Genomic DNA, 22,527 nt, shown 5'->3' on the forward strand with positions numbered 1-22,527 from the left:
CCCCGCCCGCACGGTCGGCGCGGGCCAGCGCCAACGCTTCGGTGATGCCCTCGCGCGCCGCAACCGGTGCGCCGGCGGGCAGTTCCAGGCCGGCGGCGTAAAACGCGGCCAGCAGGCTGCCCAGCACCGCCACCGCGAACAGGCTGCCGAATTCGTAGGACACTTCTTCCACCGACGATGCCATGCCAGCGCGGTGCGCGGGCACATTGCCGACAATCGCACTGGAGGCCACTGACATCACCGCGCCCAGGCCCAGGCCGAGCAGCGCAAGCCCGGTGACCATCCACGGCATGCCGGCCTGCAACCCGTACCGTGCCAGCAGCACCCCGCAGGCGCCGGTAAACAGGCCACCGGCAACCAGCGGGCGCAGCCCGGTGCGGTGCAGGAACGCACCGCCCAGCAGGGCACTGGGCAGGCAGCCCAGTGCGGTGGCAGACACCAGTAGGCCCGCCTGTAGTGGACTGAATCCGGCGATCAACTGGTAGCGCTGGGTGGTGGCCAGCTGCACGCCACTGATGGCAAACAGGGTCAGCGCAGCAGCAATGACGCCGGCACTGAACGCCGGGTTGCGGAAGATGCCGAACTCCAGCAGCGGGTAGGGAAGGCGTGCCTGGCGGCGCACGAACAACACACCGGTGACCACGCTGATGGCGAATGCGGCTGCGACCAACGGCAGCGAAGGCGACGCATGCGCCACTTCCTTGATCGCTACAACCAGCCCGGACAGGCTGCACATGACCAGCACAGATGAGAGCCAGTCCCACGGGCGCGCGTTGTCGGTTGCAGTGTGCGGTGCCAGCACCCAACCCGCAGCGAACGCGGCGACTACCACCGGCACGTTGATCAGGAACACCGAGCCCCACCAGAAGCGTTCCAGCAGCAGCCCCCCGAGAATTGGACCGAGCGCGGCACCCACCACCGAAAGCGAGCCCCAGATCGCGATGGCCAGGTTGCGCTCGCGCACGTCGCCGAAGGTGATCCGGATCAACGCCAGGGTGGCAGGCATCATCGCCGCGGCACCCACGGCCAGCAGGGCACGCGCTGCGATCAGCAGCGGCGGGCTGGGCGCGAAGGCGGCAGCCAATGAAGCCACGCCGAAGATGACCATGCCGCTCAGGAACATGCGGCGATGCCCGACGCGGTCGCCGAGCGTGCCGGCCCCGAGCAGCAGCCCCGCCATGACCAGCGGGTAGGCATTGATGATCCACAAGCCCTGCGTGGAGCTGGCGCCGAGGTCGTGCACCAGAGTGGGCAGCGCGGTGTAGAGGATGGAATGGTCGAGCGTGATCAGGACGAGGGCGATGCCGACCGTCACCAGCAGGCTCCACCGGTGGTTCTTTGCCGGGGACATGAAGTGAATTCCAGATTCGCCCGGGACGCGCCGGGCCAGGATCGAAGCCAGAGGGGCGTTTCGATGAGTTAACTGTACAAACATGTTTGTACAGTTACAACGTCCGATAGGGTCTGGGGTAAACATCTGTTCAGGACGGCCGACGGGTGATCAGACCATGGGGTTCTTGTTCATTTTTGCCGCGCTCCTTAAGCTTCCGACAGCACCACGCACGTCAGCACGGAGCGCAACGCGGCCCTGCCACGCGCGACCGGTCCAGGGGGGACCATGTACTCAACGGAATTCTTCGTAGCCCGTTTCCAGGAACTCGACACCGACGCGCTGGTGGAGAAGCTGGCGACGCAGGAGTTGACGGACGAGGCGCGCCAGGCCTTGACCCAGGTGCTGCGCGAACGCGGCAAATGGGGCGATGCGCTGGAGGGCGAGCTGCACCTGTCACGGCGGAACCAACACCTGAAGACCGGCGTGGACAATCGCTGCGATTTCTGTGGGAAGTCCCTGCTTACCGGGGCGTTCGCCATGGAGGGGCAGAAGTTCTGCGGCATCGACTGCTTCCATACCTCGCGTCTGCGCATGGTGGGCGAAGACATCAGCGACGAGCGCGCCGCTGCGCATGCACGTGCGCTCAAGGCCGGCAGCTGCCCGCGATGCGGCAGATCACACCAGCAGCCTGACATGCACAGCGCACATTACATTGCATCGATGGTTTTTGTTATCACGACCAGCACCGAGACAACGTTCTCGTGCCGCGCCTGCGCCAACCGCAGCAACCTCTGGGCCATGCTCTCCTGCGCCACGCTCGGCTGGTGGAGCTTGGCGGGAATTTTCGCCACGCCGTATCGGGTGCTCTGGAATGCCGGTGAAATGCTGCGTCGCAAGCCTGCGCCGGAGCCGTCACCCGCAATGCTTGACTGGGCGCGTATGGCGCTGGCAGATGTGGAATTGAAGGCAACAGGTGCGGGTCGTTACGGGCTGCGGGCGTGAGTCCTCGGCAGCGAATGGTTGCGACGTCCTTGATCGCGGCATTTTCCTGCGCTCCGCTCACTGCGTTGGCGACCAACTACACCGGTGTACTGACCACGGCGATTGGCATTCCTTTGCTTTTCATCGCAGCAGGTTTGTTACTGACCCTGCTGGTTGTGCGCACGCAGCCGCGCTCATGGCTCACATGGCTGGCTACGATCCTTGCAGCGGCACTGCTGCTGGCAGGCGTGTGGGTATTCGAGATCGATACGTGGCGGCTCTGGCCCTACGCCAATGACAGCCAACGCGTGGCCAAGGGAACAGCGGTGGGCGTGTACTGCATGCTTTGGTTGGCGGTACTGGTTCAGACATGCCTCCTTTGGATCCTCGGCGCGCGACGGCTACAGGCGCATTAACCCTTCCGACCATCTGGGGCGGACCGCCCCTGGCAACGAGGCAACCATGGCAGACCCCTACAACAGCTCCGCACGCCCCTATACCGGGCCGCGCCTTGATGATTCGATGGTGACCACGGCATTCGAGCTGCCCGGCTTCCGGGTCGCGCGCAACCTGGGCGTGGTGCGCGGCATCACCGTGCGTTCGCGCTCCATCGTCGGCAACTTCCTGGGCGGTATCCAGACGCTGTTCGGCGGCAATATCACGATCTATACCGAGCTGTGCGAGCAGGCGCGCGAGGAGACCTACCGCGACATGGCCAAGCATGCCCGGATGCTGGGGGCCAACGCGATCATCGGCATGCGCTACGACGCCACCGACATCATGACCGGGCTGACCGAGGTGCTGTGCTATGGCACGGCCGTGGTGGTCGAACCGCTGCGGTGATTCGTTCGAGAGCGATACGCGGTTTGTATCGTGGACTGCTGCAGGGAGTATTGGCGCTGCGTGTGCCATCAGCACGATCCTGTGCGGATGCAGACGCACGACGATGTTTCATTTGAAGGGCAGGTTGGGCTGGTTACTGGTGCGGCCAGCGGATTGGGCCTGGCCTACAGCCGGCTGCTGGCCCGGCGCGGGGCCCAGGTCGTCATGCACGACGTGGGTGCCGGGTTGGATGGCAACGGGCAGGATCCGCGCCGGATCGATGCGACCGTGGCGCTGCTGCGCGGTACCGGGCTGGAGGTGCATGCCGCGCACGCGGCGATCGACGAGCGCGATGGCTGCCGCGCACTGGTCGCCGACATCGTGGCCCGCCATGGCCGGATCGACTTCATCATCCACAACGCGGGGTGGGTGGAGTACCAGCAGATCGATGCGCTGGAGGAGGACCGCTTCGACCACATGATGACCATCGCGGCCAAGGCGCCGCTGTGGCTGGCCGAGGCGGCGTGGCCCTCGATGCAGGCCAACCACCATGGCCGCATCGTGCTGACAACCTCCGACCGCGCGCTGTATCCGCAGTACGTGCAGAAGGGGTTGGCCGCGTATGCCGCCGCAAAGATGGCGGCGGTGGGCATCGTCAATGTGCTGGCCGCCGAAGGCGCACCGCACAACATCATGGTCAATGCCATCTCGCCGGTGGCCAAGACCCGCATGTGGGGCGTGGAAGGCGAGCCGGATGAGCTGCACCCGGATGCAGTGGCGCCCGGCGTTGCCTTCCTTGCATCAGCGGCCTGCCGCGATGGCGGCTGGATCCTGCGCGCCAGCAACGGCCAGTTCCACGCAACCCGCAGCGTGGAGGCCGACGACGTGGCGTACCCGCGTGACCTGCGCGCCACGTCCGCCGACAGCATTGAAGACATCGCCGCGCAATGGTCGCGCATCGCGCAGCCCACGGTGGAACCGCGCAGGTAGTCACCGGCACGGCATACTGGCGGGGTTTCCGTCCAGCGCACGCATGCCCATGGTTGATCTCCGCCTGCTTCGCCAGTTTGTCGCCGTGGCAGAAGAGCTGCACTTCCACCGCGCCGCTGCGCGCCTGCACATGTCGCAGCCGCCGCTGACGGCGGCCATCCGCAAGCTGGAAGACGAGATCGGCAGCGAGCTGATCCAGCGCGGCAACCGTACGCTTGGGCTCACCGCTGCAGGGGCGGTGCTGCTGGCCGAAGCGCGCCTGCTGCTGCAGCAGGCCGACCACGCGCTTACCGCCACCCGTGATGCGGCGGCAGGGCGCACCGGTACCGTGCGGCTGGGCTATGTGGGCAGCGCGCTGTACGGGCGCCTGCCCGGCGTGATCCGCCGCTTCCGCCAAACCAGCCCGCACGTTCGCCTGGAGCTGATCGAAGCCACCTCCGCGCGCCAGATCCAGATGTTGCGCGAGCAGCGGATCGACGTGGGCGTGGTGATTCCGCCGGTGTTCGAGGCCGACGACATGCGGCTACAGGCGTTCGACAGCGACCGCCTGGCAATCGCGCTGCCGCGCACGCACCCACTGGCAGGGCGGGAGCATCTGGCCATTGCGGCGCTGGCCGACGAACCATTCGTGCTGTGGCCGGCGCGCGAGGGCAGGGGGTTCCACTCACAGGTGGTGCGCCTGTGCGCGGCGGCAGGATTCACCCCGGAGGTGGTGCAGGAGGCGCACGGCATGCATGCGGTGCTGTCGCTGGTAGCCGTGGAGGCGGGTATCTCGGTGGTGCCCGCCAGCATGGCCGGGTTCCGCGATGCCGAGGTGGTGTATCGCCCGATCAGCGGCGATGAAGCCGCGTTCGAGCTGCACCTGTGCCTGCGTGCGGGCGAGGTATCACCGGCGGTGGTGAACTTCGCCCGGAACGTGGCCAGCTGATCAGCGCGTGCGCTTCACCCACGCACGTACCACCAGCCCGATCAGTGCGGCGAAGATCACCCACGACACCACATCGAACACACCGTCCCCGATCAGCGCGCTGACCAGGCCCAGCACGCTGGCAGCGGCGATCCAGGCAGGTGCCTTGAACGGACTCATGCGGCACCCCCGGTCTTTTCCGCGCGCTCGATCTCGGTTACCCGCGCTTCGGTGCTGCCGCGCTTGAACCACAGGTACAGGCCGCTCACCAGCACCGCGATGGTGAGCAGGTCCAGCAGCGCCCACAGGATCTTCAGCGGCAGCTTGCCGTAGTCGCCGAAGTGCAGCGGCTGGCTGAGCAGCAGCACGCTCATGTAGGTGGGCAGCTGCGGCCGGGCGGTGAGTTCGCCGCTGGTCGCATCGATCAGCACCGGGCGGTACAGGCGTTCTGTGAGGGAAGTGTTGCCCTGCATGAACACGCCATAGTGGTGGTCGCCGCTGTAGCCGGTGCCGGGGAAGCTGACGAACGCCGGGCGCATGCCGGGTTCGGCGGCGCGCGCGGTGTCCACCGCGGCCTGCAGCGAGGCCAGCGTGGTCGGGCGCGGCTGGCCGGCGTAACGCGCGGCGAACTCGCCCAGCTGCTGGCTCTGCCAGGCGGTTTCCAGTGGCTTGGCAATCGTGTTGATGGCGCCGGTGATGCCCACCACCAGCGCCCAGCCCAGGGTGACCACGCCGATCACGTTGTGCAGGTCCAGCCAGGCCAACCGGCGGCTGCGCCCGGTGCGCAGGGTGCCGAAGCGCTGGCGGCGCATGAAGGGGCCGTACAGCACCAGGCCGGAGATGATCGCCACGGCGAACAGCAGGCCCATCGCGCCCATGAACAGCATACCGGGCAGGCCGAGGAACAGGTCGGTGTGCAGGCGGTACAGGAAGTACATCACCCCTTCGTTGAACTGCGGCGCGGGCAGCACCTCGCCGCTGCTGGCATCGAGCAGCGCGGTCTTCATCTGCGGCGGCGGCGTGGCCGGCTCGGTGCCGGTGTTGACGTACACCGTATGGCCTTCCCAGTCCCAGCCCACGAACAGCGGCACGTTGCCCGGGTACTGCGCCACGGCGGTGCTCACCTGTTCGTCGAGGTTGCGATGCGCGGCCTGCGGCTGCGGGTTGTCCACGTGCGGTTCGCTGAGGTGGGCGATCTCCTCGCCGAACACCAGCGGCAGGCCGGTCACGCACAACAGCAGCAGGAAGAGCGTGCAGACCAGGCTGGTCCACTTGTGGACCAGGAACCAGGCTTTGATGGTGGAACGTTGCATTGAATTCTCTGGCGGCGGCTGGAGAGGGTACGAGCGCGGTAGTGCCGGGCCATGCCCGGCAAACCGTCAGAAGCGATAGGAAATCGTGCCGGTCACCGTGCGCGGGTTGCCGGTGAAGCAGTCACCGAAATTGCGGCACGGGGCGAAGTACTTCTTGTCGCTCAGGTTGGTGATGTTCAGCGCCATCGTCCAGTCGGTGACCTGCACTTCGGCCAGCGCGTCCACCAGCGTGTAGCTGGGCGTGCGGATGAAACCGCCGTAGCCCAGCGACTGGGTGTTACCCACGTAGCGGCCACCGATGCCCAGGCGCAGGCGCGCGTCGTCGACCAGGTGGAAGGCCTTGCCCAGCCATACCGAGGCCAGCTCCTGCGGGGTGTCGTTGAGGCGCTGGTTCACTTCCATGGCGAAGTTGCTCTTGGTCACTTCGGCCTTGTTGCGCGAGTACGCCGCGGTGAGGGTGATGTCGTGCGCGAACTGGAACTGGCCCTCTACTTCCACGCCCTTCGATTCGATCTCACCGGTCTGGATCACGTTCAACACGTTGTCCGGGTCGTTGGTCTGGCGGTTGGTCTCGGTGATGCGATAGGCCGCCAGGGTCACCAGCATGTTCGACGCCGGCTGCCACTTGATGCCGCCTTCCCACTGGTCGCCCTGCATCGGCTTGAACGCACGGCCGTACAGGTCCTGGCCGGTCACCGGCAGGAACGACTCGCTGTAGCTGATGTACGGCGACACGCCCGCGCCGATCTCGCCGATCAGGCCGGCGCGGTAGGTGGTGGCGTTGTCGGTCTGGCTGGGCAGGCCTTCGGTCTTGCTGCGCGCATGGTCGCGGCGTGCGCCCAGCACCAGCGAGACGCGGTCGGCCCAGCGGATCTGGTCCTGCAGGTACACGCCCAGCTGGGTGGTCTGCTGGTCGGGCAGGCGGTCCCAGCCGTTGATGGTCACGCCGGTGGAGATCGGGTTGTAGATGTCGATCGGGGTCGGGGTGGCATCGAGGTTGTACGACTTCTCGCGGTAATCGCTGTAGTCCACGCCGGCCAGCAGCAGGTGCTGGAACGCGCCGGTGGCGAAGTCGAACTGCAATGCGTTGTCGCTGGTCAGCGAACGCACGTCGGGGCGCACGCCGTAGGCGTTGCGGTTGAGCACGCGCTTGTCGGCATCGATGAACGGGTCCAGCGGATTGGAATAGGTGTCCGGGTACAGTTCGCGGAACTCGGTCTTGCCGTCCAGGTAGCGTACGGCCGAGCGCAGGCTGATGCTGTCGCTGAAGCTGTGGTCGAACAGGGCGGTCACGCTGTACACGCGCGAATCGAGTTTGTCGAAATCGCGGTCGCCCAGGAACGTCGACGGATCCAGGCGCGGCGAACCGGCCGGTGCATGCAGGGTCGCCACCACCGGCAGGAACTGCTGGCTGGATGCGGTCTTGTCGTGCTGGTAGCTGGCCAGCACGGTCAGGTTGCTGCGCTCGCCCTGCCAGCTGATCGACGGCGCCAGGTACACGCGGTCATCGTCGATGTAGTCGGTCTGCATGCCCGATTCGCGCACCAGCCCCACGAAACGACCGGCCAGCGTGCCGGCGTCGTTCAAGGTGCCGGCCACGTCGCCCTGGAACTGCCGACGATCGAAGTTGCCCAGCTGCACGGCCACTTCACCGCCCAGCTCGCCGAAGGTTGGGCGCTTGGTGATGGCATTGATGATGCCGCCGGTGGCGCCTGCGCCGTACAGCACCGACGACGGGCCGCGCAGCACTTCCACCCGCTCCAGGCCGTACACCTCGGTGCGCGCCAGCGGGTTGAAGCCGTAGCTGCGGCGCAGGCCGTCCAAATACTGCACCGGGTCCAGGCCGCGCACGGTGCTGCCATCGCTGCGGGTGTCCAGGCCGTAGGCATCGGCGGTCACGCCGGCGCTGTAGCGCAGGGTTTCCTGCAGGTTGCGGGCGCCGCGGTCGGTGAACAGCTCGCTGGTCACCACGCTGATCGCCTGCGGGGTCTGGGTGAGCGGGGTATCGGTCTTGGTGGCGGTGCTGGCGCGCTCGGCGACCACGCTGACCGCGTCGAGGGTACGGGCGGTGCTGGTGTCCTGGGCGTGGGCCATGGCCGAGGCCAGCAGGGTGGGAACCAGCAGCAGCAAGGGCGAACGGCGCGACAGGGCAGGCATGACGGGGATCTCGGGGACTGAGGGCCCGGATTATCGGGAGGTGAGGATGCGAACGCAAATGAATCTCAGATACAAGCCCATGGCGGCCGGCTTTCATCCCTTTGCCACATCCCCTGCACGACCCGTACGCGCCGCCGGTCTTAACGTAGTCCGTCCCCGTTTCGTCTCTGGAGACACGCCATGAATACCCTGCAGACAGCCGCCCGGGCGATGCGCAACGGCTTGGAGGAGATGGCGGCCCTGCTGGTGGGCGAGCGCGCCGAGGACCTGCGCCGTGACGATACCGCCGCGCCGGGGGTGGGCATTCCGATGCCGCGCCGGCTGCCGCTGCGGCGCGCCCTGCCGCGCGCCCGCAAGGGCATGGCGCCTTGGCAGAAAGTCGGCGCGCCGCGCCGCTGAGCGAACCTGAACAGGGAAACATGTTCCCCACACGGTGGTTATGGCTAACTAGCGCCCCGACCAACCGACGGAACGATGTGTGAAGACAGCAGGACGATGGGGGCTGGCCGTATTGATGCTGGTGGCAGCGCTGTGGGTGGCCGGGCTGCTGGCCTATCAACTTCCCGGGCCGGGTTGGCTCAAGGGCATGCTGCTGGTGGGGTGGGGCGCATTCGCGCTCACCACGGCCGTGGCCGTGGGACGCGCCCGTGCCGGGCGCTGGCCGGGCCCGCTGTTCGTGGCCGCGCTGGTGCTCTGCGGCGTGTGGTGGCTGCTGCTCAGCCCGCGCCAGGATCGGGTCTGGGCCGATGATGTCGCCCAGCGCCTGAAGGTGGTGGAGTTCGACGGCTCCAAGGTGGTGCTCGACAACGTGCGCAACTTCACCTGGCGCACCGATGACGACCACGACGTGCATTGGGAGCGCCGCGAGTACGACCTGGACCAGCTGCGTTCGGCCGACCTGGTGCTGTCGTACTGGATGGGGCCGATGATCGCGCACACTCTGGTGTCGTTCGGGTTCGCCGACGGCCGCCAGCTGGTGTTCTCGCTGGAGATCCGCAAGGAGCGCGGCGAATCGTTCTCGGCGCTGGGCGGGTTCTTCCGCAAGTTCGAGATGACCCTGGTGGCGGCCGAGGAAACCGACATCGTGCGGGTGCGCAGCAACGTGCGCGGCGAGGATGTGTACCTGTATCGCCTGAAGGGGATGACCCGCGAGCAGCTCAAGGGGTTGTTCGTGTCCTACCTGGGCGAGGCGCGCAAGCTGGACGCGGCACCGGCGTTCTACAACACGCTGACCAGCAACTGCACCACCATCGTGTACGAGCTGGCCAAGCAGATCGCGCCGGGGTTGCCGCTGGACTACCGGCTGCTCGCCTCCGGCTATTTCGCCGAGTACGCGCGTGACCTGGGCGTGCTCACGCCCGGCGTGGACTTCGCCACGCTGAAGGCACGCGGGCGCATCACCGATCGCGCGCGGGCGGCCGGGGATGATCCGCGCTTCTCGCAGCTGATCCGCGCCGGCGTGCCGGGCATTGATCCGGAGGTGACGCCATGAGCCGTCTCCTGCGCCGTGGCGTGCCCCTGCTGGCGGTGCTGCTGTCGCTGCTGCTCTCCAGCGGCTGCGCCATGGTCACCATGAAGCAGGTCTCGCCCACCGATTACCTGGCCAGCAAGCGCGGCGACGTGCTCACCTCCGGCAAGTTCAGCATGGCCTCGCAGGAGACGCTGAGCGTGATCGGGCTGGACGTGGCGCTGTGCGAGAAGGACGTGGCCGCCTGCGAGACGACCCTGAAGGACACCCGCGACCTGCCCGAGGAACAGCGGCTCTCGACGCTGTCCGAGCTGTGGGTGAAGAACGCGCTGGCGCTCACGCCCAAGCCGAAGGACCGCGACAAGACCCCGATGTCCGACGCGGCGCTGGATGCCTGGCTGGAAGCAGCGCGGTATGCGTATGCCTATCTGTTCTTCAGCGGGCGCACCCCGTCGGACCGCGCGTTCGAAGACCGCCAGACCCAGGTGCGCGACTACTACAACTACGCCGCCGAACAGACCGCCACGGTGGTGTTCAAGCGCAGCCGCGAAAGCGCGCTGGAAGGCGAGGACTACAACGCCGCGGTGGCGGGCGAGCGCTGGACGCTGACCTCGGACTTCGACGAGCTGCGCCTGACCAGCATTCCCACCACGATGGTGTCGGCGTCCTCGGTGAGTTTCGCCGGGCTGCGCAGTACCTATCGCCGCGACGGGTTCGGTGCCGAGCTGGTGGTGGTGATGGACCCGCCCAAGCTGATCGCGCCGCTGGACGGCGAGAAGGCCGAGATTCCGCAGTACAGCGAGATGTCGGCGATCAATGCCACCGCCTTGCTGCGCTTCAAGGGAGATACGCTGGAGCAGGTGCTGGATACCACCCAGGTGCTGTTCGACGTGTACTCGCCCGAGTCCACCGAAAGCGTGGACCTGCATGGCGAAAAAGTGCCGCTGGCCGGCAACTTCACCGCCGCCTACGGCATGTGGCTGGCGCAGTCCGGCTTTGCCACCCAGTCGCTGCGCACGCTGTTCGGGTTGAGCGAAGGCATTGCCGAACCGCACATGTACCTGATGCAGCCGTGGGATCCGGACCGCCGCATCATCTTCATGCTGCATGGGCTGGGCAGCAGCCCGGAAGCGTGGGTGAACGTGGCCAACGAGATCCTGGGCGACCCCGAGCTGCGCAGGCACTTCCAGGTGTGGCAGGTGTACTACCCGACCAATGCGCCGATCGCATTGAACCGCTACGAGATCGACCAGGCGTTCGACAACACGCTCCGGCATTTCGATCCAAAGGGCACCTCGCGTGCGTCGAAGGACATGGTGTTCATCGGCCACAGCATGGGCGGCGTGCTGGCCCGCCTGCTGGTCACCAGTTCCGGCGACACGTTGTGGAACCAGCTGCTGGCCAACTACGACCTGAAGGGTGAGCGGCTCAAGCGCGTGCAGGCCAAACTGGGGCCGCTGCTGCACTTCGATGCCGAACCGAACGTGGAGCGCGCCATCTTCATCGCCGCACCCCACCAGGGCACCGATATCGCGGGCAACCGGGTAGGGCGCTTCATCGGGCGCCTGGTGCGCCTGCCGATCACCATCCTCGGCAAGTTCGAGGATGTGTTCCAGGCGCTGCAGCAATCGGAAGTGCAGTCGGCGCAGGCCACCAAGCTGCAGATCCCCAACAGCATCGACAACCTCAAGGCCACCGACCCGTTCGTGAAGGCGGCCGCCGCCCTGCCGATCATGCCCGGCCTGAAGTACCACTCGATCATCGCCCAGCGCAAACCCGAGGTGCCGCTGGAGAAGTCCGACGACGGCCTGGTGCCCTACTGGAGCGCGCACCTGCCCGGCGCGGTGTCGGAGAAGGTGATCATCTCCGGCCACAGCGTGCAGGAAACCCCGCAGGCGGTGCTGGAGATCCGCCGGATCCTGCGCGAGGACCTGGAAGAGGTGGCGCCGTAGCGATCAAACCCGCCGCGCCACCACCACGCTCGCGGCGGCCAGCAGCAACATGATCGCGAACGTCTGCAGATAGCCCAGGGTCACATCCACCGACAGCATCAGGGCGAACAGCGAGCCGGAAATGGCCAGCGTGGTGGCCACGCCCAGCGCTTCGCTCAACTGCAGGGCGGAGGTGTTCGCGCCCTGCTGCGCCGGCGGCGACAGCGACAACGTCAGCACCGACAGGCTGGGGTAGATCAGCCCCATCCCCAGCCCGGTCAGGGTCCACCCCGCCAGCGCCAAGGCCAGCGGTACGCCCGGCTGGATCGCCAGTGCGGTGCCGATGATGCCGGTGCACATCAGCAGCGCGCCGGCGGTGAGCAGCTGCCGGCGCGACAGCCCCTGGCCGCCATGGCCCTGGAACCACGAGCCGCTGAACCAGCCCAGCGCGCCCAGGCTCAACGCCACCCCGGCCAGCAGCGGGCTCAGGCCACGCTCGCGCTGCAGCAGCAGCGGCAGGAATGCTTCGCAGCCAAAGAACGCCGATGCTGCAATACCGCGCAGGGCGATCACGCTGGGCAGGCCACGGCGCAGGCGCAGGGTGCCGCGCGGCAGCAGCTTCCAGCTGCACAGCGCCAGCAGCGCCACCGCCGGCAGCAGCACCGCCAGTGCCGGCCAGCCGACCTGCTGGCCGCCCACGTACAGCAGCAGCGCGCCCACCGACGCACCGATCGCCCAGCGCACCACGCTGCCCTCCGAACGCGGCGCGGCCGCCAGCGCCGGCACCGCGCGCAGGGCCGGTCGCAGCAGCAGCGCGGCCGGAATGGCCAGCAGCGGCACGCCCAGGAACACCCAGCGCCACCCGGCGTGCTGCACGATCAGGCCGCTGATGGCCGGCCCGATCAGAGAGGGCACCACCCAGCCTGCCGAAAACGCGGCAAAGACGCGTGGCCGCAGCGATTCGGGGAACGTGCGCCCGACCAGTACGTACAGCGAAACCGAAATGGCACCCGCGCCCAGCCCCTGCAGCAGCCGGCCGATCACCAGCACCGGCATGTGCTGGGCCAGCCCGGCCACCAGCAGGCCGGCGATGAAACAGCACAGGCCCAGCCACAACGGCCGCGCCGGCCCGAGCCGGTCACTCCAGCGGCCCGCCAGGGTCATGCCGATCACGCTGGTGGCCAGCGTGCCGCCGAAGGCCAGCGCGTACAGGCGCAGGCCGTCCAGTTCATGCGCCACGGTGGGCATGGCGGCGGCCACTGCCAGTGCCTCGAAGGCATGCAGCGACACCAGCGCGACCATGCCGATGGTGGTGGCGCGGTAGCGCGGCGAGAGGATCGACGTGGGCGCGTCGGCAGGCAGTGCAGCTACATCGGAAGACATGCGGATTCCAGGCAACGAAGAAGCGCGGTGCTTGCGGCACACCGCGAGGTGCCGCACGATGACACCTTAACCATGGTTGAGGTCAAGCAGTGATCGCGCAGGAGCTGAGTGTAGGCGACGTGGCACGTCGCAGCGGCGTGGCGGTATCGGCGCTGCATTTCTATGAGCGCAAGGGGCTGATCCGCAGCCTGCGCACGGCCGGCAACCAGCGCCGTTTCAGCCGCGACGTGCTGCGCCGGCTGGCGGTGATCCGCGTGGCGCAGCGGGTGGGCATGCCGTTGGAAGCGGTGGCCAATGCGTTTGACGCGCTGCCTGAAAACAAGACGCCGACCCGCGCCGAGTGGGCGAAGATGTCGGCGCTATGGCGCGGCGAGCTGGACCAGCGCATCGAGGAACTGCTGCTGCTGCGCGACCAGCTCACCGATTGCATCGGCTGTGGGTGCCTGTCGTTGAAGCGTTGCCGGTTGGCCAACCCGGGCGATGCGCTGGGCGAGCAGGGCGATGGCCCGCAGCGCTGGGGCTGATGGTTACCAGACGGTAAAGACCTGCCCGCTCTGCACGCCTTCCACGCTGCGCTGGTAGGCCAATGAGGCGCGGTGCGCGGTCACCGGCTCAAACCCGGGGAAATACGCGCCGTAATCGTCCATCGATTCCACCAGCACGTTCGGGCTCACCACGTTGATGCGCAGGCCGCGCGGCAACAGGTCGCAGGCCGCTGCACGCACGAACCCTTCCAGCGCCGCATTGACGGCGGTTGCATTGGCGCCATCGCGGATCGGCTGTGCGCCGACGATGCCGCTGGTCAACGTGATCGAGCCGCCCACGCTCAGGTGATGCTGCGCGGCCAGCGCCAGCCGCACCTGGCCCAGCAGCTTGTCCTGCAGGCCCAGGTTGAACTGCGCCGGTTGCATGTCGGCCAGTGGCCCGAAGTGCAGCCGGCCGGTGGCGGCCACCACCGCATCCACCGTGCCCACCTGCTCGAACAGTGCCTGCACGCTGGCATCGTCGGTCAGGTCCACCTGCACATCGCCGCCGTGGCGGCCGGCGCGGATCAGCTGGTGGTGCACGCCCAGCGTGCTGGCGACGGCCTGGCCCAGGGTGCCGCTGGCGCCTACGAGAAGAATCTTCATGCCGGTTGCTCCAGAAGGAATGGAGCCAGTCTGCACCGGGTTACCGGGTTTGGTAACCGGCGTATGCTTTGCAGATTCCTAACCAGGAGTTTTCAATGGACACCCTACGCTGCATGCAGGCCTTCGCGGCCGTGGTCGACCGGGGCAGCCTGAGCGCCGCCGCCCAGCAGCTGGGGGTGTCGCCGGTGATGGTGGGCAAGTACCTGCAGCAGCTCGAGGCCCACCTGGGCGTGCGCCTCCTGCAGCGCAACACCCGCAGCCAGAGCCTCACCGATGCCGGCCGCAACTACCTGGCCGGCTGCCGCGCCGTGCTGGAGCAGGTGCAGCAGGCCGAGGCCAGCGTGGAAGGGCTGCAGGCGCAGCCGCAGGGCGTGCTGCGCATCAGCGCGCCGGTGACCTGGGGCAGCTGCGTGCTGGCACCGCTGGTGGCGGATTACCTGGCGGCGTTTCCGCAGGTCAGCGTCGAACTGGACCTGAGCAACCGGCGCGTGGACCTGATTGAAGAGCAGTTCGACGCGGTGGTGCGGATGGGCCAGCTGGGGTCGGCCGAGTGGGTGGCGCGGCCGCTGCCGCCGTATGCAATGCAGATCTGTGGGGCGCCGTCCTACCTGCAGCGGCGTGGCGTGCCGACCCACCCGTCGGAGCTGCACGCGCATGACTGCCTGACCCACCTGGCCTGGCGCGGTGGGCACGGCTGGCGCCTGCGGGGTTACCCCGAGCAGGACTGGTCGGCGCATTCGCGGCTGCTGTGCAATGACGGCGATGGGTTGCGCCGGGCCGCGCTGGCCGGGGCGGGGTTGATCCTGCAGCCGGCGGTGTTGTTGGCCGACGATATCGCGGCGGGGCGGCTGGTGCCGGTGCTGGGTGATTACCTGCCCGAGCCGCGGCCGTTGCACCTGGTCTATCTGCCGGATCGGCGGCCGCGGCCGAAGCTGGCCAGTTTTGTAGAGTTTCTATTGGGTGCGCTGGCGCCCGATTGATACGCCAGCCACGCAGGGCGTGGCGCTACGTCAATCGTTGGCGGCCGACAACGCCTGCCCGCGCCGCGTCGCCGCATCGATTGCGCGCGCCACGATCGCGTCGAAGTCGTCGCCCTGGAAGCTCTCGATCGCGGCCTGCGTGGTGCCGTTCGGCGAGGTCACCCGGCGCCGCAGCTCGGCCGGGGCTTCGCCGGATTCGTCCAGCATGCGGCTGGCGCCCAGCAGGGTCTGCACCACCAGCGCGCGCGCGGCGTCGGCCGGCAGGCCCTGCGCGATGCCGGCCGCTTCCATCGCCTCGGCCAGCAGGAACACGTAGGCCGGGCCACTGCCGGAGACGGCGGTGACCGCATCCATGCGTGCTTCATCCTCGATCCATACCGTGCGCCCGGCGCTGGCCAGCACGGTGTCGGCCTGGCCACGCTGTTCGGCGCTGACGCCTGCGGTGGCAAACAAACCGGTCACGCCTGCACCGAGCAGCGCCGGGGTATTGGGCATGGCGCGCACCACCGCGCCCGCACCGCCCAGCCAGCGCAGCAGCTGCGCACTGGTGATGCCGGCGGCGATGGACACCACCAGCGGCGCCTGGGCCTGGGCGATGTCGGCCAGCGACGCGCAGACATCGCGCAGCACCTGCGGCTTCACCGCGAGCACCCATACCGCGCCCTGCGCGGCCGCTTCGGTGGCGCTGGCGTAGGTCTTCACGCCGAAGTCGGTGGTGAGCTGGCTACGCAGCCCGGCAACCGGTTCGGCCACGTGGATGTTGCCGGGGGCAGTGCCCTGGCGGACCAGGCCGGCGATCAGGCTGCGCGCCATGTTGCCGCCGCCGATGAAGGTGATCGAAGTGCTCATTGGGCATCCTTGTACGTGATCTGGGCAGCGGGGCAGGGCCCCGCGCTACGGGTGGGTGGGCAACTCAATGGCGTGCGCCGAACAGGGCGGTGCCGACGCGGACCATGGTCGCGCCGTGGGCAATGGCCTCGGGGTAATCCCCGCTCATGCCCATCGAAAGGGTATCCACCTGCGGGTACCGGGGGGAGAGCCCGGCAAACAGCACGTGCATGCGTTCAAAGGCCTGGGCGCGGCGATCGGCGTCCGGCCACGGCGCCGGGATGGCCATCAGCCCGCGCAGGCACAGGCGCGGTTCGGCGGCGATGGCGGCGGCCAGCGCCGGCACCGCGTCGGGCGTGCAGCCGTGCTTGCTGCCCTCATCGTCGATATTGACCTGCACCAGCACGTTCAACGGCGGCAATGCGTCGGGGCGGTGCGCGGCCAGCGCGGTAACCAGCTTGGCCCGGTCCACGCTCTGCACCCAGTCAAAGCGCTGCGCGGCCAGGTCGGCCTTGTTCGACTGCAGGTGCCCGATCAGGTGCCACTCCAGGCCCAAGGCTGCCAGTGCATCGATCTTGGCCACCGCTTCCTGCACGTAGTTCTCGCCGAACGCGCGCTGGCCCTGCGCCGCCAGTGCGGCCACCGCATCGGCCGGTTGGGTCTTGGACACCGCCAGCAGGCGCGGCGGTGGCCGCCCGGCGGCCGTGGCCGCGTTGTGCAGGTTCAGCAGCAGGGTGGACAGGGGCAGGGCGGTCACGGGCGGGGTGCTCAAGGGGCAGCTCTAGAAAGAGATATCGCGGTGGATCAGGGAGGCTATACTGCCGACCGGGGAAAGATCCTTCCAGTCGCAGCAGTCTATGGGGAGTAGCAGCGTATGGATATCGCCGAGCTGTTGGCGTTTTCCGTTAAGAACAAAGCGTCGGACCTTCATCTGTCGGCAGGCCTGCCGCCGATGATCCGCGTGGACGGCGATGTCCGTCGCATCAACATTCCTGCCTTGGACCACAAGCAGGTCCACGCGCTCGTTTACGACATCATGTCGGACAAGCAGCGTCGCGATTACGAGGAGTTCCTCGAAGTCGACTTCTCGTTCGAGATTCCCAGCCTGGCGCGCTTCCGCGTCAACGCGTTCAACCAGAACCGTGGCGCCGGTGCGGTGTTCCGTACCATTCCGTCCGAAGTGCTGACCCTGGAAGACCTGAACACGCCGCCGATCTTCCGCGAGCTGATCGACCAGCCGCAGGGCCTGATCCTGGTGACCGGCCCGACCGGTTCGGGCAAGTCGACCACGCTGGCGGCGATGATCGACTACATCAACAAGAACGAATATGGCCACATCCTCACCGTCGAGGATCCGATCGAATTCGTGCACACCTCGCAGAAGTGCCTGATCAACCAGCGCGAAGTGCACCGCGACACGCACGGCTTCAACGAAGCACTGCGTTCGGCACTGCGTGAAGACCCGGACATCATCCTGGTGGGCGAACTCCGCGACCTGGAAACCATCCGGCTGGCGCTGACCGCCGCCGAAACCGGCCACCTGGTGTTCGGCACCCTGCACACCAGCTCGGCGGCCAAGACCATCGACCGCATCATCGACGTGTTCCCCGCCGGCGAAAAGCCGATGGTGCGCTCGATGCTGTCCGAATCGCTGCGCGCGGTGATTTCGCAGGCGCTGCTGAAGAAGGTGGGCGGCGGGCGTACCGCAGCGTGGGAAATCATGGTCGGCACCCCGGCCATCCGCAACCTGATCCGCGAAGACAAGGTGGCGCAGATGTACTCGGCGATCCAGACCGGCCAGCAGATGGGCATGATGACGCTCGACCAGCACCTGCAGGACCTGGTCAAGCGCAGCCTGATCACGCGCAACCAGGCCAAGGAATACGCCAAGGACAAGCGCATCTTCGAATGACGGCAGCGCCGGGCTCTGCCCGGCCCTCGGCAAGGTTTCCGGAGCACATCGCCATGAACACCACCAGCACCACCATCGACTTCACCTCGTTCCTCAAGCTGATGGCGCACCAGAAGGCGTCGGATCTCTTCATCACCGCGGGCATGCCGCCGGCGATCAAGGTCAACGGCAAGATCTCGCCCATCACCCAGACCCCGCTCACGCCGCAGCAGAGCCGCGACCTGGTGCTGAACGTGATGACGCCGGCGCAGCGCGAAGAGTTCGAAAAGACCCACGAGTGCAACTTCGCCATCGGCCTGTCCGGCGTGGGCCGGTTCCGCGTGAGCTGCTTCTACCAGCGCAACCAGGTCGGCATGGTCCTGCGCCGCATTGAAACGCGCATTCCCACCGTGGAAGAGCTGAGCCTGCCGCCGATCATCAAGACGCTGGCAATGACCAAGCGCGGCATCATCCTGTTCGTGGGTGCGACCGGTACCGGTAAGTCCACCTCGCTGGCGGCGATGATCGGCTACCGCAACCTGAATTCCACCGGGCACATCATCACCATCGAAGACCCGATCGAATTCGTGCACAAGCACGAAGGCTGCATCATCACCCAGCGCGAAGTGGGCATCGACACCGACAGCTGGGAAGCGGCGCTGAAGAACACCCTGCGCCAGGCGCCGGACGTGATCATGATCGGCGAAGTGCGTACCCGCGAAGGCATGGACCACGCCATCGCGTTCGCCGAAACCGGCCACCTGGTGCTGTGCACCCTGCATGCCAACAACGCCAACCAGGCGATGGACCGCATCATCAACTTCTTCCCGGAAGACCGCCGCAACCAGCTGCTGATGGATCTGTCGCTGAACCTCAAGGGCGTGGTCGCCCAGCAGCTGGTGCCCTCGCCGGATGGCAAGTCGCGCAAGGTGGCGATGGAAATCATGCTGGGCACGCCGCTGGTGCAGGATTACATCCGCGACGGAGAGATCCACAAGCTCAAGGAAGTGATGAAGGAGTCGGTGCAGCTGGGCATGCGCACCTTCGACCAGAGCCTGTTCGAGCTCTACCAGGCCGGCGAGATCAGCTACGAAGACGCACTGCGTTACGCCGATTCGCAGAACGAGGTGCGCCTGCGCATCAAGCTCTCGCAGGGCGGCGATGCGCGCACGCTGTCGCAGGGCCTGGACGGCGTGGAGATTTCCGAAGTCCGCTGAACCTGCGGGCGCGGAACCAGGGCGCGTACGGTGCAATGCCGGCGCGCCTTTGTTGTAAGTGGTGTTTCAAGGGGCCGGCACCGCGCCGGTGACACTGCCAATGATGAGAATGCACATGGAATTGCATGATCCCTACCGCGCACCGGCGACCATCCCGATGCCACCTGCTTTGCCCGGCACGCTGCCGGAATCCCAGTCCCAGGCACGGGCGATATCCGATGCGGCCGAGTACTATTCGCCCTCCACGCTGAAAATGGTGCTGCTGTCACCCACCACGCTCGGGCTTTACCCGATGTACTGGTTCTGGCGGAACTGGCAGGCGATCAAGCGCGAGACCGGCGGCGACCAGTGGCCCTGGGCGCGCGCGCTGTTTTCACCGATCTGGTCGTTCTTCTGCTTCCGCGACCTGAGTGACGCGGCCAGCAGCCGGCGTCGCGAACTGGCCTTCGCGCCAGGACTGTTGGCCGTGACCTACTTCCTGCTCAACTTCGCCAGCCGGCTGCCCAACGCCGGTTGGTTGCTGGCGCTGTTCACGTTCGTACCGCTGCTGCCGGTCAACAGCCTGCTGCGTCGCTACCACCAGGATGAACGGGTCGACATGGAGCGCATGGACCGGTTCAACGTCTGGCACATCCTGGTGATCATCGCCGGTGGCCTGCTGCTCCTGCTGGCCGTGATCGGCACCGTGGCCGAAAGCTGAGGCGGGCAGATGGCGCCTGCGCGCGCAGGCGCCATTGATGAAATCTGCTCATGACCACCAGTGGTCCCGCCGGTGCAATCGCCGGCGGCAGCGGGCGTATCGTGGGGCTCCCCACTGGAAGGAGCACCCCCATGCAGACACGAACCCTTGGCAACAGCGGCCTGCGCGTTTCCGCGCTTGGGCTGGGCTGCATGGGCCTGAGCCATGCCTATGGCACCGCGCCTGATGTGAGCGCCGGCGTTTCGCTGCTGCACGCGGCGGTGGAGCGCGGCGTGACCTTCTTCGACACCGCCGAGGTCTACGGCCCGTTCCGCAACGAGGAACTGCTGGGCCAGGCGTTGGCGCCGTACCGCGACCAGGTGGTCATTGCGACCAAGTTCGGGTTCAAGGAAGCCAATGCCGACCTGGGGCTGGACAGCCGCCCGGAGAACATCCGCGCCGTCTGCGAGGCCAGCCTGCAGCGGCTCAGGACCGACCGCATCGACCTGTTCTACCAGCACCGGGTAGACCCGAACGTGCCAATCGAAGAGGTTGCCGGCACGGTCAAGGACCTGATCGCGGAGGGCAAGGTGAAGCATTTCGGCCTGTCCGAAGCCGGCGAAGCCAGCATCCGCCGCGCGCATGCGGTGCAGCCGGTGGCGGCCCTGCAGAGCGAGTATTCCCTGTGGTGGCGCGAGCCGGAGCAGAGCGTGCTGCCGGTGCTTGAAGAGCTGGGCATCGGCTTCGTGCCGTTCAGCCCGCTCGGGCGCGGTTTCCTGACCGGGGCGATCACCGCCGATACCGAGTTCGCGCCCACCGATTTCCGCAGCTCGCTGCCGCGCTTCGCGGTGGAGGCGCGCCGCGCCAACCAAGCGCTGGTCGAGGCCATCGGGGCCATCGCCGCCGCCCGCCAGGCCACCCCGGCCCAAGTGGCGCTGGCCTGGCTGCTGGCGCGCAAGCCGTGGATCGTGCCGATTCCCGGCACCACCAAGCTGCACCGGCTGGAAGAGAACCTGGCCGCCGTCGAGCTGACCCTGCACGAGGCCGACCAGCAGCAGATCGCCGCGGCGCTGGACGGCATCGCCATCGTGGGCGACCGCTACAACGCCGAACGGCAGAAGCAGGTCACCCGCTGACGGATGAAGCGCACGACCAACGGTCGTGCGCTACCGGTGTGGCGGGGGCGGGACCCCGGCCGGTAGGTGCCCACCGTTGGTGGGCACGGATGTCGATTTCGTGCGCTGACCAACGTCGTACTGGGTGAACCCCTCTGCAAGGAACAGGTCATGAGCGACAACACCCCGGTCAAAGGCCCCGCGTCGTACTTCCCGTCCATCGAAAAGACCTATGGGCAGCCAGTGGGTCACTGGCTTGCCCTGCTGGCCACCCAGGGCGGGCTCAGGCACATGGCGCTGGTCACGTTCCTGAAGGACCAGCACGGGCTGGGAAACGGGCACGCCAACGCGCTGGTAGCGCACCATCTGAGGGACCGGGCCGGCTGAGGGGCGGGATGAATCGATTTCACCTGCAACTGTCACGCGGATCGTGTCTAATACCGCTCCCCACGTGTCTGGCCCCACCCCCCATGTCCCTTGAATCCCATGGCCCCGCGCCGTGCGACGACGCTGACGGCCATCTGGTCACCGCCGGCCCGCTGACCCCGCCGCCGGACAGCGCCGGCACCGTGGCCGACGCCATCGCCCTGCGCCATTCGGTGGCCGAGGACGTGCAGGGCATGATCCTGGCCACCCTGGTGGCCTCGCTGGGCCTGGCGATCTTCGCCAAGGGCGGGCTGATGATCGGCGGCATGGCCGGCCTGGCGTTCCTGGCCCACTACGCGTTCGGCTGGAACTTCGGCCTGGTGTTCGTGCTGGTCAACCTGCCGTTCTACTGGGTGGCGGTGCGGCGCATGGGATGGGAATTCACCCTGAAAACCTTCGCGGCGGTCACCGCCTGCGGCGTGCTGACCGACCTGCTGCCGCGCTGGGCCGATTTCGCCCACATGAGTTCGCTGTATTCGGCGCTGGTCGGCGGCGCGCTGGCCGGGCTGGGCATCCTGTTCTACATCCGCCACCGCGCCAGCCTGGGCGGCATCGGCATCCTGGCGGTGTACCTGCAGCGTACCCGTGGCTGGAGCGCGGGCAAGGTGCAGATGTCGTTCGACACGCTGCTGATGGGCGTGGCGTTCTTCGTGCTCTCGCCGGACAAGGTGATGTATTCGGCGATCGGCGCGGTGGTGTTGAGCCTGGTGCTGATGTTCAACCATCGGCCCGGCCGGTACATGGGGGTCTGATGGTGGACTTCGGCCGGTCTAAACGCCGGACGACCTTCTGCCATCGGCAGGTGATTGGCTTCGGATGCTTGGGCCGCGCTGCGCGCGGTGTCCGGCCAACGGCCGGGGCTACGAATTGCTACGGGCCCATCGGGATCGGGATCAATCAACCAACGGCCGCCATCCGGTAGCGGGGGGGGGGGGGGGGGGCCCGGGGGGGGGGGGGGGGCCGGGGGGTTGGGGGC

Annotated in this window: 24 protein-coding genes; 16 read left to right on the forward strand and 8 right to left on the reverse strand. The window is 67.4% G+C overall.

All coding sequences use genetic code 11. The annotated features are described in order from the left end of the window. On the reverse strand, positions 1–1,351 hold a 1,351-nt coding region (locus QMX79_RS12570), incomplete at its 3' end, for an MFS transporter (protein ID WP_282247037.1). Positions 1,352–1,618: 267 nt separating this feature from the next. Here QMX79_RS12570 and QMX79_RS12575 point away from each other — a divergent pair. The 5 genes from QMX79_RS12575 (at position 1,619) to QMX79_RS12595 (ending at position 5,054) form a co-directional block, all read left to right on the forward strand. Further along, a complete protein-coding gene (locus tag QMX79_RS12575) occupies positions 1,619–2,335 on the forward strand; it encodes a hypothetical protein (RefSeq protein ID WP_282247038.1) in 717 nt (238 codons plus the stop codon). A 29-nt stretch (positions 2,336–2,364) separates the two neighbouring features. Beyond that, a complete protein-coding gene (locus QMX79_RS12580; protein WP_282247039.1) occupies positions 2,365–2,730 on the forward strand; it encodes a hypothetical protein in 366 nt (121 codons plus the stop codon). 46 nt (positions 2,731–2,776) lie between these two features. Beyond that, complete coding sequence (locus QMX79_RS12585) at positions 2,777–3,157, forward strand: YbjQ family protein (RefSeq protein WP_282247040.1); 381 nt, start codon at positions 2,777–2,779, stop codon at positions 3,155–3,157. Positions 3,158–3,244: 87 nt separating this feature from the next. Then, complete coding sequence (locus tag QMX79_RS12590; protein WP_282247041.1) at positions 3,245–4,126, forward strand: SDR family NAD(P)-dependent oxidoreductase; 882 nt, start codon at positions 3,245–3,247, stop codon at positions 4,124–4,126. Positions 4,127–4,175: 49 nt separating this feature from the next. Further along, a complete protein-coding gene (locus tag QMX79_RS12595; RefSeq protein WP_282247042.1) occupies positions 4,176–5,054 on the forward strand; it encodes a LysR family transcriptional regulator in 879 nt (292 codons plus the stop codon). On the opposite strand, the gene QMX79_RS12600 is transcribed toward QMX79_RS12595, so the two are convergent. From QMX79_RS12600 to QMX79_RS12610, 3 genes are all read right to left on the reverse strand, one after another. Further along, the gene (locus tag QMX79_RS12600) at positions 5,055–5,213 is read right to left on the reverse strand and encodes a hypothetical protein (protein WP_282247043.1); all 159 of its coding nucleotides are present in this window, start codon (positions 5,211–5,213) and stop codon (positions 5,055–5,057) included. It abuts the gene before it with no gap. Further along, on the reverse strand, positions 5,210–6,346 hold the full coding sequence (locus tag QMX79_RS12605) for a PepSY-associated TM helix domain-containing protein (RefSeq protein WP_282247044.1): 1,137 nt from the start codon (positions 6,344–6,346) through the stop codon (positions 5,210–5,212). The genes QMX79_RS12600 and QMX79_RS12605 overlap by 4 nt, the downstream gene beginning before the upstream one ends. Before the next feature lie 66 nt (positions 6,347–6,412). Next, the gene (locus tag QMX79_RS12610; protein ID WP_282247045.1) at positions 6,413–8,503 is read right to left on the reverse strand and encodes a TonB-dependent siderophore receptor; all 2,091 of its coding nucleotides are present in this window, start codon (positions 8,501–8,503) and stop codon (positions 6,413–6,415) included. 180 nt (positions 8,504–8,683) lie between these two features. Between QMX79_RS12610 and QMX79_RS12615 the strand changes: the two genes are divergently transcribed. From QMX79_RS12615 to QMX79_RS12625, 3 genes are all read left to right on the forward strand, one after another. Continuing rightward, on the forward strand, positions 8,684–8,902 hold the full coding sequence (locus QMX79_RS12615; RefSeq protein ID WP_249833851.1) for a hypothetical protein: 219 nt from the start codon (positions 8,684–8,686) through the stop codon (positions 8,900–8,902). A 115-nt stretch (positions 8,903–9,017) separates the two neighbouring features. Beyond that, a complete protein-coding gene (locus QMX79_RS12620; protein WP_282247056.1) occupies positions 9,018–9,995 on the forward strand; it encodes a DUF4105 domain-containing protein in 978 nt (325 codons plus the stop codon). Further along, positions 9,992–11,923: an alpha/beta fold hydrolase gene (locus QMX79_RS12625; RefSeq protein WP_282247046.1), complete on the forward strand. Its 1,932-nt coding sequence runs from the start codon at positions 9,992–9,994 to the stop codon at positions 11,921–11,923. Before QMX79_RS12620 ends, QMX79_RS12625 begins: the two co-directional genes overlap by 4 nt. A 3-nt stretch (positions 11,924–11,926) precedes the next feature. On the opposite strand, the gene QMX79_RS12630 is transcribed toward QMX79_RS12625, so the two are convergent. Continuing rightward, a complete protein-coding gene (locus QMX79_RS12630; RefSeq protein WP_282247047.1) occupies positions 11,927–13,285 on the reverse strand; it encodes an MFS transporter in 1,359 nt (452 codons plus the stop codon). A gap of 89 nt (positions 13,286–13,374) precedes the next feature. Here QMX79_RS12630 and soxR point away from each other — a divergent pair, with 89 nt between their 5' ends. Beyond that, positions 13,375–13,809 (forward strand): redox-sensitive transcriptional activator SoxR, encoded by a 435-nt coding sequence (gene soxR / locus QMX79_RS12635; RefSeq protein ID WP_282247048.1) that lies wholly within the window; start codon positions 13,375–13,377, stop codon positions 13,807–13,809. A gap of 3 nt (positions 13,810–13,812) precedes the next feature. Here soxR and QMX79_RS12640 read toward each other — a convergent pair whose 3' ends face one another. After that, positions 13,813–14,415, reverse strand: coding sequence for a short chain dehydrogenase (locus QMX79_RS12640; protein WP_282247049.1), 603 nt, complete (start codon positions 14,413–14,415; stop codon positions 13,813–13,815). 95 nt (positions 14,416–14,510) lie between these two features. Here QMX79_RS12640 and QMX79_RS12645 point away from each other — a divergent pair, with 95 nt between their 5' ends. Next, the gene (locus tag QMX79_RS12645) at positions 14,511–15,395 is read left to right on the forward strand and encodes a LysR family transcriptional regulator (protein ID WP_282247050.1); all 885 of its coding nucleotides are present in this window, start codon (positions 14,511–14,513) and stop codon (positions 15,393–15,395) included. A gap of 30 nt (positions 15,396–15,425) precedes the next feature. On the opposite strand, the gene proC is transcribed toward QMX79_RS12645, so the two are convergent. Continuing rightward, positions 15,426–16,244 (reverse strand): pyrroline-5-carboxylate reductase, encoded by an 819-nt coding sequence (proC, locus tag QMX79_RS12650; protein WP_282247051.1) that lies wholly within the window; start codon positions 16,242–16,244, stop codon positions 15,426–15,428. Between the two features lie 64 nt (positions 16,245–16,308). Continuing rightward, positions 16,309–16,965, reverse strand: a complete 657-nt coding sequence (locus QMX79_RS12655) for a YggS family pyridoxal phosphate-dependent enzyme (protein ID WP_282247057.1) — start codon at positions 16,963–16,965, stop codon at positions 16,309–16,311. 132 nt (positions 16,966–17,097) lie between these two features. Here QMX79_RS12655 and QMX79_RS12660 point away from each other — a divergent pair, with 132 nt between their 5' ends. The 6 genes from QMX79_RS12660 (at position 17,098) to QMX79_RS12685 (ending at position 22,303) form a co-directional block, all read left to right on the forward strand. Further along, positions 17,098–18,135 carry a type IV pilus twitching motility protein PilT gene (locus tag QMX79_RS12660; protein ID WP_068849741.1) on the forward strand — a complete coding sequence of 346 codons (1,038 nt, stop codon included), beginning with the start codon at positions 17,098–17,100 and terminating at the stop codon, positions 18,133–18,135. Positions 18,136–18,188: 53 nt separating this feature from the next. Next, complete coding sequence (locus tag QMX79_RS12665) at positions 18,189–19,331, forward strand: PilT/PilU family type 4a pilus ATPase (protein WP_102944162.1); 1,143 nt, start codon at positions 18,189–18,191, stop codon at positions 19,329–19,331. Between the two features lie 115 nt (positions 19,332–19,446). Continuing rightward, positions 19,447–20,031, forward strand: coding sequence for a hypothetical protein (locus QMX79_RS12670; RefSeq protein ID WP_282247052.1), 585 nt, complete (start codon positions 19,447–19,449; stop codon positions 20,029–20,031). Between the two features lie 131 nt (positions 20,032–20,162). Beyond that, on the forward strand, positions 20,163–21,146 hold the full coding sequence (locus tag QMX79_RS12675) for an aldo/keto reductase (protein WP_282247053.1): 984 nt from the start codon (positions 20,163–20,165) through the stop codon (positions 21,144–21,146). A 150-nt stretch (positions 21,147–21,296) separates the two neighbouring features. Then, positions 21,297–21,512, forward strand: coding sequence for a DUF4287 domain-containing protein (locus QMX79_RS12680; RefSeq protein ID WP_282247054.1), 216 nt, complete (start codon positions 21,297–21,299; stop codon positions 21,510–21,512). A gap of 83 nt (positions 21,513–21,595) precedes the next feature. Next, the gene (locus QMX79_RS12685) at positions 21,596–22,303 is read left to right on the forward strand and encodes a YitT family protein (protein WP_282247055.1); all 708 of its coding nucleotides are present in this window, start codon (positions 21,596–21,598) and stop codon (positions 22,301–22,303) included. Positions 22,304–22,527 lie beyond the last annotated feature (224 nt).

Origin of the sequence: Stenotrophomonas sp. PS02300, from assembly GCF_029959395.1 — a bacterium.
GTDB lineage: Bacteria > Pseudomonadota > Gammaproteobacteria > Xanthomonadales > Xanthomonadaceae > Stenotrophomonas > Stenotrophomonas maltophilia_AD.

What these genes read in the sequence shown, in the direction of transcription:
- QMX79_RS12685 (WP_282247055.1), top strand. Translation starts at nt 21,596, where the DNA reads ATGTCCCTTGAATCCCATGGCCCCGCGCCGTGCGACGACGCTGACGGC.
- QMX79_RS12600 (WP_282247043.1), bottom strand. Translation starts at nt 5,213, where the DNA reads ATGAGTCCGTTCAAGGCACCTGCCTGGATCGCCGCTGCCAGCGTGCTG.
- QMX79_RS12675 (WP_282247053.1), top strand. Translation starts at nt 20,163, where the DNA reads ATGCAGACACGAACCCTTGGCAACAGCGGCCTGCGCGTTTCCGCGCTT.
- QMX79_RS12625 (WP_282247046.1), top strand. Translation starts at nt 9,992, where the DNA reads ATGAGCCGTCTCCTGCGCCGTGGCGTGCCCCTGCTGGCGGTGCTGCTG.
- QMX79_RS12610 (WP_282247045.1), bottom strand. Translation starts at nt 8,503, where the DNA reads ATGCCTGCCCTGTCGCGCCGTTCGCCCTTGCTGCTGCTGGTTCCCACC.
- QMX79_RS12665 (WP_102944162.1), top strand. Translation starts at nt 18,189, where the DNA reads ATGAACACCACCAGCACCACCATCGACTTCACCTCGTTCCTCAAGCTG.
- QMX79_RS12680 (WP_282247054.1), top strand. Translation starts at nt 21,297, where the DNA reads ATGAGCGACAACACCCCGGTCAAAGGCCCCGCGTCGTACTTCCCGTCC.
- QMX79_RS12670 (WP_282247052.1), top strand. Translation starts at nt 19,447, where the DNA reads ATGGAATTGCATGATCCCTACCGCGCACCGGCGACCATCCCGATGCCA.
- QMX79_RS12575 (WP_282247038.1), top strand. Translation starts at nt 1,619, where the DNA reads ATGTACTCAACGGAATTCTTCGTAGCCCGTTTCCAGGAACTCGACACC.
- QMX79_RS12620 (WP_282247056.1), top strand. Translation starts at nt 9,018, where the DNA reads ATGCTGGTGGCAGCGCTGTGGGTGGCCGGGCTGCTGGCCTATCAACTT.
- QMX79_RS12640 (WP_282247049.1), bottom strand. Translation starts at nt 14,415, where the DNA reads ATGAAGATTCTTCTCGTAGGCGCCAGCGGCACCCTGGGCCAGGCCGTC.
- QMX79_RS12585 (WP_282247040.1), top strand. Translation starts at nt 2,777, where the DNA reads ATGGCAGACCCCTACAACAGCTCCGCACGCCCCTATACCGGGCCGCGC.
- QMX79_RS12605 (WP_282247044.1), bottom strand. Translation starts at nt 6,346, where the DNA reads ATGCAACGTTCCACCATCAAAGCCTGGTTCCTGGTCCACAAGTGGACC.
- QMX79_RS12630 (WP_282247047.1), bottom strand. Translation starts at nt 13,285, where the DNA reads ATGTCTTCCGATGTAGCTGCACTGCCTGCCGACGCGCCCACGTCGATC.
- QMX79_RS12645 (WP_282247050.1), top strand. Translation starts at nt 14,511, where the DNA reads ATGGACACCCTACGCTGCATGCAGGCCTTCGCGGCCGTGGTCGACCGG.
- QMX79_RS12595 (WP_282247042.1), top strand. Translation starts at nt 4,176, where the DNA reads ATGGTTGATCTCCGCCTGCTTCGCCAGTTTGTCGCCGTGGCAGAAGAG.
- QMX79_RS12590 (WP_282247041.1), top strand. Translation starts at nt 3,245, where the DNA reads ATGCAGACGCACGACGATGTTTCATTTGAAGGGCAGGTTGGGCTGGTT.
- proC (WP_282247051.1), bottom strand. Translation starts at nt 16,244, where the DNA reads ATGAGCACTTCGATCACCTTCATCGGCGGCGGCAACATGGCGCGCAGC.
- QMX79_RS12615 (WP_249833851.1), top strand. Translation starts at nt 8,684, where the DNA reads ATGAATACCCTGCAGACAGCCGCCCGGGCGATGCGCAACGGCTTGGAG.
- QMX79_RS12660 (WP_068849741.1), top strand. Translation starts at nt 17,098, where the DNA reads ATGGATATCGCCGAGCTGTTGGCGTTTTCCGTTAAGAACAAAGCGTCG.